We start from the raw sequence: 9,955 nt of genomic DNA, 5'->3' as shown, positions 1-9,955 counted from the left end.
TCAACGAAGCGTCGGCCTTTATCCTGCTGCTTTTACTCTTTGGTTAATATTATTAACCAAATTATTAATTATTTTTCTTAATACAAACTTACCATTGCAGCGGCATCCTTTTTTGCACTGCTGGACTTTTTTTTTTAGTAAATTAATTTTCGGGCAAAAAAGATACAGTCCTTCGACAAGCTCAGGATAAACTCCAAGCAGGTTCCCGGCTCCACAGAATTATCTCCAATTTAATTCCGAGATTGCCACGTCATTCGTTCCTCATTCCTCGCAATGACGTAGCCGGAAAATCTCTCCAGATCCACACCATCCAAAGCGAAAATATTTTGTAAATTTGTGCTACTTTTAATAAAATCATAAAAAGATAAATATGAGTCAATTCGATGTTACCGTAATCGGTTCCGGTCCTGGTGGTTATGTTGCTGCAATTCGTTGCGCACAATTGGGTTTCAAAACAGCAATTATCGAGAAATATCCAACAATGGGTGGAACTTGCCTGAACGTGGGTTGTATTCCAAGTAAAGCGCTTTTGGACAGTTCCGAGCATTTTTACAACGCCAAACACGATTTCGCCAATCACGGAATTATCATCAATGATCCTGTGGCTGACATCGGCAGAATGGTGGCGCGTAAGAATGAAGTGGTAGATCAAACGACCAAAGGAATCCAGTTTTTGATGGATAAAAACAAAATTACTGTTTTCGAAGGAGTTGGAAGTTTCGAATCTGCAACTCAAATTAAAGTGACGAAAAACGATGGTGCTACGGAAACCATTGATTCAAAATATACGATTATCGCGACGGGTTCTAAACCGAGTACGCTTCCTTTTATTACTTTGGATAAGGAAAGAATCATTACTTCTACTGAAGCTTTGGAACTGAAAGAAATTCCAAAACACCTGATCGTTATTGGTGGTGGTGTGATCGGTTTGGAATTGGGCTCTGTTTACAAAAGATTAGGTTCTGAAGTAACGGTGGTAGAATTTATGGATAAAATTATTCCAACAATGGATGCGTCTTTATCTAAGGAATTGAACAAAGTTTTGCGCAAACAAGGAATGAAATTCAACCTTTCTACGGGAGTTCAGTCCGTTGAAAGAAATGGAGATACGGTAAAAGTTACGGCGAAAGATAAAAAAGGCGAAGAAGTAGTTTTCGAAGGAGATTACGTTTTGGTTGCTGTGGGTAGAAGTCCATACACGAAAGGACTTGGACTGGAAAATGCCGGAGTTGATCTTGACGAAAGAGGAAGAGTAAAAACGAACGAGCATTTACAAACCAATGTTTCTAATATCTACGCCATCGGTGATGTTGTAGCAGGAGCAATGTTGGCTCACAAAGCTTCTGAAGAAGGAACTTTGGTGGCTGAATTGATCGCTGGACAAAAACCGCATATCAATTATAATTTGATTCCGGGTGTTGTTTATACCTGGCCGGAAGTTGCTGCTGTTGGTAAAACAGAAGAGCAATTGAAAGCGGAAGGTGTTGCCATTAAAGTGGGTAATTTCCCGATGCGTGCTTTAGGAAGAAGTCGTGCTTCCGGTGATGTTGATGGTTTCATCAAAGTAATCGCTGACGAAAAAACGGATGAAATTCTTGGAGTTCACATGATCGGAGCGAGAGCAGCAGATTTAATCGCAGAAGCGGTTGTAGCAATGGAATACAGAGCAAGTGCTGAAGATATTTCGAGAATGTCTCACGCACACCCAACGTATGCGGAAGCCATGAAAGAAGCGGCTTTGGACGCGACTGGAAAGAGAGCGATTCATTTTTAGTAAGAGCCAAGTAAAAAGTAAAAAGAGCCAAGGAGAGATTCACCAATTGATCGGCGGTTCGGTTTATTATAATATTAAAAGAGAAGTTTCGGCTTCTCTTTTTTTGTTTGAAAGTCTGAAGCAATATTGAAATTTTGGCTAGTTCAGAATCCGAAGGATTCAACTATAATAGCCGTTGGTGAAACCGACGGAACATTATATAGAACAATAATAATTGATTAATTAAAATCGCCGTCGGTTAAATCTTTGCATAAAAATATATTAAAAGGGAAGTTTAGAATGTTTGAAAGTTTTGATAGCCATCCCGAAACTTCCGGACACGAATTTTTTCTTCAAACTCTGAAGGTTATTTCATAAAAAAACAACTGCTTGATTAATTTAAAATTTTTCGAACTATAAAAGCTGTAAAAAAAGATATTTGTGTACCGAAGTTTTGGGATGGCAAATAAATTAGATTCTTAAAATCCGCTTTGATGATGGTTTTTAGGGAAGGTTAAATATATTTTATCATCTTTTGAAATAATTTAATATTTTACATTTATTCACCGAAATAGGAGGATTTTAAATTATTTTGGCACACTTGTAGAGTGTTTTCAGAAACAACCAAAAATTGAAAATTATGAAAAATATTTTTACTACTTGTCTGTTCTTTATGAGCTTTGCCGTGTTTGCGCAAGAAGCTGGAAGAGCAGGAGAACTTCTGAAAAACGAAGCAAGAACCACCGAAATGCAAACCAAACGCAATGATGGGGTGACGAGAGGGAATGACAAAGTATTGGACAATTCCAACTACAGAACGCCACCGAAAAGTAACAATCCAAAAGCAAATACCAATTCTACCAATTACCGCTGGAATTACAATTACGGAAATTCGGAAGTGTTTGTGAGAATTCCACAGAACGGATATTATACCATAGAAGTTGGCGATCAAATGATGAGCAACTCTTCTGGGAAATTTAGGTTTTTTGATTTGCAGAATGGTACTGTTCCGATTGCCATTTATGAAAATAATTATTTGATTTACAGAACAAATCTTAGGCTAAAATCCTACACGAGATTGGTTTTGGATTTCTTTCCAAATCAAGGTTTGTATTTATTGGGAACGTATCCAGTGCAGAATAATTCCTATGGAATTAATGAATGGGATGACATATGGAACAATCCTTACGGCAACCAAAACAATTGGAATGGCAATTCAGGATATGCTGGAAATGTCATGAATGATCAGGAATTTAATTACTTACTTTCTGCCTTACAGAGAAATGGGATGTTCGAGCAAAACAGAATTGATCTTATTTCAGTTGATGTTCGAAACACCAATTTTTCATCCAGACAGATTTATGCGATAATTAAAACACTGGATTTTGACAAGTCTAAATTAAAACTTGCAAAAATGCTGTATACGAAATGTGTCGACCGTCAGAATTTTTATATGGTTTATGATTTGTTTTCTTTCGATAGTTCTCGCAAGGAATTACGCGATTTTATTTCCAGAAACTAAATGAGAAAAGAGAAGTTTGCGCTTCTCTTTTTTTGTTTCTGATAAATTGCTAAACCATAGTAAAGATGCAGTTAATCAAAATAATTAAACTATTAGTAATGATAAATTTGATTATGTTGTAGATTTGTTGCTAAAACCATAATGATGAAAAAATTTTATTTAATCTTATTGACTGCAGTTGCCGTCAATAACTTTGCACAAACAACGATTACCAAAGCTAACAACGATTTTTTAATTGGGACTTCGGTTAACAGTAAGAATCTGCTTGGAACGCCTGACAATTCGGCGACTGGTTCCAATGTTACTTTCAACAACAGTTCCTTAACAGATGGAACACTTATCACAGCCCAGGTTTCTGCTCCATCGGCTGGTGATCTGACGACATTTCCTGGGACCACTGTAAAGTTTGATGATGGAAATGGCGATCTCATTTATTATAAATCTTCGCCAACCCAACTGGAAATTACCGGGGCGGTCGTAGCTGGAGCAGTTTTAAATTTTAGTGCTGATAATGCACTTTATTTAAAATTCCCGACCGCGTTTGGAAATTCTTATAACGATACCGCCCGAGGAACTTTTACCACGACCGCAGGATCTGGGTTATTCAGAGGAACGATTACGACCACTGCTGATGCGACAGGAACGCTATTGCTGGGTTCGCAATTTTTTTCTAATGTCATCCGGTTGAAATCTGTGCAGACCTATAATTTGTTTCAAAGTACAGATACTTTTTATATTTTTTCGATCGGCACTCTGGCGAGTACTTTTTATACTTACTACGATAATCTTAATAGATATCCGCTTTTCACCTCGACAGCTGCTACGATCGCTGTACCTTTGCTAAGTTTTAGCCAGACTTCCAGCGCTGCAATTGCACAAACAAATCCGGTTTTGGCAACTCAAAATAATTCGATAAAAAATAAAGTAACCGCGTATCCGAATCCAGTGGCAGAAACGCTTTTCTTCGCAGGAGATTTCAGTAATTATAAATTGGTAAAAGTTTTGAATATGGAAGGTAGAGTAGTGCTGACCAAAGCTATTACTGATGGTAAAGTGAATTTAAGTTCACTGCACACTGGAAACTATATTTTGCGGCTTTCCGGAAAAAACCAAAAAGATCAAAGCATTCAAATCATTAAAAAATAGTAATGCAATAAGAAATAGTTGATAAGTGATTTTAATTAAAGAGAAGCTGCGGCTTCTCTTTTTTAATGAACTTTTGAATCTTATTTTTCACCATTCAATCTATTTCTAGTCTCGCTTGAAGCTTCATAAATTTTCTTCCTGATCTGCTGAATTTTTCCAACAGGTTGTAAGCTTACAGCGTTTTCAAAGGGATTGAAATTTAGATATTCCACCTCTTTGCTTTTAGAATCCAACATAGAATCTTGTAAAATTGTAATCTTTCCCAGCTGATATTCCAGTGCGTTTTTCCAGGTTTTCATCAAATCATTTACAGGTTGATCTTTTAAATTTTCGCACATTTGAATTGTCACAATAAAAGTTGAATCCTGCAACGAAAGAAACTCCGTAATCGATTCTTTTTGTGTTTCTCGCTTTCCTATTTCAGCCAGATTTCTAAGAGGTTTTAATCCAATTTTCATGATGTGATTTCCTAAACGATAACACCCAATTCCTTCATATTTAAAGGAAAAGAAAAAATCATTTCTTTTGGGTAAAAACTGTGCAATCTTTTTTAATAAAGTTAAAGAAAGCGATGACTTTAAAAGGGGGAAACTATTTTTAATTAAAGACGGCAGATCCAAGGCCGACACCACGAAATTGTCTTGTTTCGTCACTAAAAAATTGTTGACTGACCTGAAAAAATTTAAAAATACAGACGGAGAATTCGTGGGAAATAAAGGAAAATTCACCAACGGGAAATTGGCGTCTTGCCCGTTCACTCCTGTGATTTTTAAAGAGAAACCGTAAATTGGTGCGTCTCTTCCCTTTTTATTAATAATCAGATTTGCGTTCGAAAACCTAGCGATTAAGTCGTATTCTTTTTGATCAAAAATTTCAGTAATAAAATCGGGCAAATTTTCTGAGAGTATTAAGGAACCGTGCGCTGTAGCATACGTTTTGGAGTGGGCATCTCGGGTTGCAAAATCAACGTCGCTTATTTTTGAAGAGCTTTCGATAAATTTCTCAACGGATTTTACGGCTTTTGCTAAGTCGCGGTTTTCTTGGGCAGAAAGTTGATCGAAATCTGAACTATATTTGAGGAGCGTTTTCATGAATTTTTTCTTTGCAAGTAGCAACAACCATTCCCGAAAATTCCTGAGAAAATACCTTATCTTTGCACCTTACAAATATTCACTTTTAGGCATTTTAATTATGAACATCGGACTGACACAAACTTTAAAAATCGCAGAAAAAAATTACTCAGGATTATTTCTAGAAGATGAAGAGGGTGAAAGAGCTTTTCTGCCGAAAATTTTCGCCTCTGAAGATGCAGAAGTCGGCGATGAAATGGAAGTGTTTGTTTATCAAGATGATGATAAATTGAAAGCGACGACCGAAAAAGCCAACGCCGAAGTAGGAGAGTTTGCCGTGATGACTTGCGTACAAAGTTTACCAGCTGGTGCCTTTATGAATTGGGGAATTATCAAAGATTTATTTGTTCCCTACAAGCAGCAGCGTGCTAAAATTTTAGAAGGGAAGCGTTATTTAGTCCAAGTTTATATCGATGATATTTTAGGTTTAATTACTGGCTCTACGAGATATAAGAAAAATCCACATTACGATAATTTACCTTTTCAAAGAGGTGAGAAAGTAAACTTAATTATCGCCGGAGAAAGTGAATTAGGCTGGAATGTGATTATTAATAAAGAATACATCGGGTTGATTTACACGTCAGATGTTTACAAAAGACTGTTCCCTTTATCAGAGGAAGTCGGTTACATTAAAATGATTCGTGAAGACGGAAAGATCGATGTTTCTCTACAGCCAGAAGGTTATGAAAATATCGATGAGTTTCAGAAAATGATCATCGATAAATTAGAATTGAACTACGGTTTAATTTACCTTTCTGATAAATCGACGCCCGAAGAAATTAAGGACGAATTGCAAATGAGCAAGAAAAATTTCAAAAAAGCGATCGGTGGTTTGTACCGAGATAAAAAGATTGAAATTCTGGAAGATAAAATCAGATTGATTACAAACGAGTAATTATTTTTGACATTTTTCTATGTAGATTTTCTCTGCAGATTTTTGACCTTCCTCTTTTAGAAACTTATACGTTTTACAGGCTTTCTCGATGTTTCCTAGTGAATAATTTATGGCAGCAAAATTATAATAGGCGTTTAAATTTCTGTTATTATTGGTAAATGATTTTTCAAAATAGGAAAGGGCTTCTTCGTAGTTTTTCTTTTGAAAGGCGCTTATTGCAAAATTGAAAAATTTATTACTTTCCTCAACATCGGCGAGACCTGTTTTTTCGGTTATAAAAACATCTTCAAAATCATTTGAATACAAATTGTATACATCACCAAATGATTCATTTTGCCCTTCCATCTTATAATAATGAATAAATGCAAAATCAATTTTTGCATATTTGAAACCGTCGGCTCCAGAAAAATTCCAGTTTTTAGGAGTGGTTAGGAATTGTAATTTTTCTTCAATTTTCCTTTTAAAATTGTTATCGAAATTCTTTAAAGAAGCAACTACACTTTTCTTTTCAAGATCAAAAAGCAACGTGCCATTGAATCGGTAGTTCGCAACCTGACTGGTCGTAACTGGGTGCATCTCATCAATAGTACGAATTGTTCCTTTACTCAATCCATTTTTGAATACGGGACCCAAGATTTTACTGGCGAGCAAAGTATCTGAACCTTTTAATTCATCGAATCGGTTTTGCCTTACTTTTTTTAACGGAACTAAGTAATAGCGAAGTAAATCTTTATCCTCCATATTCTCTATCTTCTGCACGATAATCAGTGAATCCGTTGTCAGTTTTTCAATCACCAGAGAAGAGCCAGGAGAAGTCCAAAGTTCATTTTTTTTCAAAAGATAGGTGATCGGAAAACCATTATTTTCTTCGAGCCGCTGAATGTCGTTGAAACTATAGGTCTTTTTTGTAAACCTAAAACCATAATTATCAAGATAGTTAAGCGGCTTTAGAAATATTCTGCTGCCATCTTTCATCTCAGATTTGGTAAGATACCAATCGTTCACTAAATATTTAGAATCAATTTGCGCTGATAAAGTGGTCAACTTTAAAAGTAAAAAAAGGTAGATTAATTTCTTCATGCTTTAATTAAAAGGAAGTACTTTTTTACTGATCTATTTATAATGATTTTAGAAATTCTTTTTAAATTTCTATTGACTTAAAAATCAGTTAAAGTGGTTATGGTCGTAGTGATTAGTAAATCTAAATTAAACTTTTTTCTGAATAAAATTAAATGTACAACAGAATAATTTAATATTAATAAATATAAACTGGGAAATCTTAGCCTAAAAAAAGAGCAGGAATTTCTGCTCTTTTTTTATTATTCAAAAGAAAGCTATTCTGGAGAATCGCCCTCTTTACTTTCGGGATTTTCATTCTTAAGTTCCTCTTTCGGTTTACGTGGATAGAACACTTTCTTTTCTTCTTTGATGACCGTTGCTTCTTTTGTTTCTTCACCTTTAAGATAGGTTGGTAAATTTAAACCAGCCATATTAAATAAGTCATTCAAAGGCGGCACAGACTTCATCATTCCCGACACAAAGTTGGCGGTAGAAGTATTCCCATCGACATTGTTTCCTCCGTCCCAAACAGTAATTTTATCGATCTTAATATTTTTCACTGCTTCAACTTGAGTTTTTACCAATTCTGGTAATTTCTCAATCAATAATAATTGGAAAGCACTGTTAGTATCGCCGCCGGCTGCCTGCACAATTTTGTCGTAACCTTGCGCTTGCTTCGTTAAGATTTCGTACAAACCTTTCGCTTCCGCATCCATTTTTGCGAAGATGGCATCTGCTTCTCCTCTTGCTTCCAATCGGATTTTTTCAGCGTCGGCTTCGGCTTCAATAATTTGTTTCTGTTTCGCAATTTCTGCCGGAACTACAATGTTGGCATTTTGCGTGGCACGTTCTCTTTCTGCTCTGGCTTTTTCCGCCTGTTGTTCGGCAACATACGATTCTTCTAAGGCTTTTGCAGCTTGTACTTTCTCTGCGGTCATCGCCAGTTTGCTTGCTTCGGCTTCTTTTTCACGACGCAAGGCATCTGATTGTGCAATCGTGATTTTAGCGGCGTTTTCCCCTTTTACGGCGAGTGAATTCGCTTCGGATGTTGCAACTCTGGATTCCTGATCTGCCACGGCTTTTCCGATATTTTCATCTTTCGCCGCGGAGGCAATACTTACTTCACGGTCTTTTTCCGTAATGGCAATTTTCACATCACGGTCTCGGTGCGTTTCAGCAATTTGAGTATCGCGTTCCCGGTCTGCCATCGCTTTTCCGGTTTCCCCGATTTTCTCTTGTTCGGCTACAGATATTTTAGCTTCGTTAATGGCTTTTGCCGCAGCTTCTTTTCCTAAAGCTTCAATATATCCCGACTCATCTTTAATATCGGTTACGTTAACGTTGATTAATTTTAAACCAATCTTCTTCAATTCGTTGTCAACATTCTTCGAAATGTTTTCTAGGAATTTATCACGATCGGAGTTAATTTCTTCAATGGTCATCATGGCAACCACCAAACGCAATTGTCCGAAAAGGATATCTTTCGACAGTTCCTGAATTTGCTCCGTGGTTAAACCCAAAAGTCTTTCCGCGGCATTTCCCATCGATTCTGGTTCCGTAGAAATGGCAATGGTAAATCGACAAGGAACGTCAACTCGAATATTTTGTTTAGAAAGCGCGTTCGTTAAATTGGCTTCAATTGAAATTGGCTTTAAATCAAGATAAGCGTAATCTTGAATTACCGGCCAAATAAAAGCACCACCCCCGTGAATACATTTTGCGGATTGCCCACCAGTTTTTCCGTAGACTACTAATATTTTGTCTGAGGGACACCTTTTATATCTCGAAACTAAAGCGAGCACGGTGACAAATACAACGAAGGCACCAATGCCAATAAGAATAAATCCTTCCATTAATTACTGTTTTTATTAAATTTTTTCTACAAATAAAACTTGATTTTCTACCCTTGTAATTCTCACTTTGTTGCCCGCATAAATTTTCTTTTCCTGCTCTGTGACTGCTTCGAGTTCATGCACGCTTCCTTTGACGCTCACTTGCACTTTTCCCGAACCCAATTTATGAGCCGGAATAGTCATGTAAACTTCGGCAGTTTTTCCAAGCGTATTATTGATATCGAAAGTGTTATCTTCCTGCAACTTTAGAATCTGCTTGATGATGAAGAAGAAAATTCCAACGAAAATAATTCCGACTGCAAAAGCCACTATTACTAGAATTGCTTCATTCATTTTTCCATAGAAAGCAACGCCTGTCCACCCAAAGCCGAGTAGGAAATTGATTAAGTTTCTGAAGGAAAATAGCTCAAAAGGCGCTTCTACATTATGGAAATCACCATCGAAGTCTGCGTCTAAATCAGCCGAACCATCAGTGCCTAAAAAAGTCATGATGGTTTGAAAAATAAAAATAGAGCTGGCGAAAAAAGCGAGATACCAAAACCCCTGTTGCAAGGCTGGCATGTCCGAAAAGAATTCTGGAATCATAGGTTAAATATC

At 36.7% G+C, this 9,955-nt stretch carries 8 protein-coding genes; 4 read left to right on the top strand and 4 right to left on the bottom strand.

The genetic code is table 11. The annotated features are described in order from the left end of the window. The first annotated feature begins 370 nt into the window (after positions 1–370). The 3 genes from lpdA to BMX49_RS11645 all read left to right on the top strand — a co-directional run bounded on the left by lpdA (position 371) and on the right by BMX49_RS11645 (position 4,421). Entirely contained in the window at positions 371–1,774 is a 1,404-nt protein-coding gene (gene lpdA / locus BMX49_RS11655) for a dihydrolipoyl dehydrogenase (RefSeq protein WP_034720963.1), read from the top strand. A gap of 619 nt (positions 1,775–2,393) precedes the next feature. Further along, positions 2,394–3,275, top strand: a complete 882-nt coding sequence (locus BMX49_RS11650; RefSeq protein WP_034720961.1) for a proline and serine-rich protein 1 family protein — start codon at positions 2,394–2,396, stop codon at positions 3,273–3,275. A 144-nt stretch (positions 3,276–3,419) separates the two neighbouring features. After that, the gene (locus BMX49_RS11645) at positions 3,420–4,421 is read left to right on the top strand and encodes a T9SS type A sorting domain-containing protein (RefSeq protein ID WP_034721583.1); all 1,002 of its coding nucleotides are present in this window, start codon (positions 3,420–3,422) and stop codon (positions 4,419–4,421) included. Between the two features lie 80 nt (positions 4,422–4,501). Here BMX49_RS11645 and BMX49_RS11640 read toward each other — a convergent pair whose 3' ends face one another. Next, on the bottom strand, positions 4,502–5,512 hold the full coding sequence (locus BMX49_RS11640; protein ID WP_034720958.1) for a catalase family protein: 1,011 nt from the start codon (positions 5,510–5,512) through the stop codon (positions 4,502–4,504). 100 nt (positions 5,513–5,612) lie between these two features. Between BMX49_RS11640 and BMX49_RS11635 the strand changes: the two genes are divergently transcribed. Beyond that, positions 5,613–6,446, top strand: a complete 834-nt coding sequence (locus tag BMX49_RS11635; protein ID WP_034721580.1) for a CvfB family protein — start codon at positions 5,613–5,615, stop codon at positions 6,444–6,446. Here the strand turns inward: BMX49_RS11635 and BMX49_RS11630 are convergent, their stop codons facing one another. The 3 genes from BMX49_RS11630 to BMX49_RS11620 all read right to left on the bottom strand — a co-directional run bounded on the left by BMX49_RS11630 (position 6,447) and on the right by BMX49_RS11620 (position 9,943). Next, the gene (locus BMX49_RS11630; RefSeq protein WP_034720956.1) at positions 6,447–7,526 is read right to left on the bottom strand and encodes a hypothetical protein; all 1,080 of its coding nucleotides are present in this window, start codon (positions 7,524–7,526) and stop codon (positions 6,447–6,449) included. A gap of 254 nt (positions 7,527–7,780) precedes the next feature. Next, positions 7,781–9,358 (bottom strand): flotillin family protein, encoded by a 1,578-nt coding sequence (locus BMX49_RS11625; RefSeq protein ID WP_034720954.1) that lies wholly within the window; start codon positions 9,356–9,358, stop codon positions 7,781–7,783. 15 nt (positions 9,359–9,373) lie between these two features. Further along, the gene (locus BMX49_RS11620; RefSeq protein WP_198412569.1) at positions 9,374–9,943 is read right to left on the bottom strand and encodes an NfeD family protein; all 570 of its coding nucleotides are present in this window, start codon (positions 9,941–9,943) and stop codon (positions 9,374–9,376) included. Positions 9,944–9,955 lie beyond the last annotated feature (12 nt).

The sequence above is a fragment of the Kaistella antarctica genome (assembly GCF_900109615.1).
In the GTDB taxonomy this organism is placed as follows: domain Bacteria; phylum Bacteroidota; class Bacteroidia; order Flavobacteriales; family Weeksellaceae; genus Kaistella; species Kaistella antarctica.
Note: the sequence above shows the minus strand (reverse complement) of the source record. Positions and strands in the feature narration are given on the sequence as shown.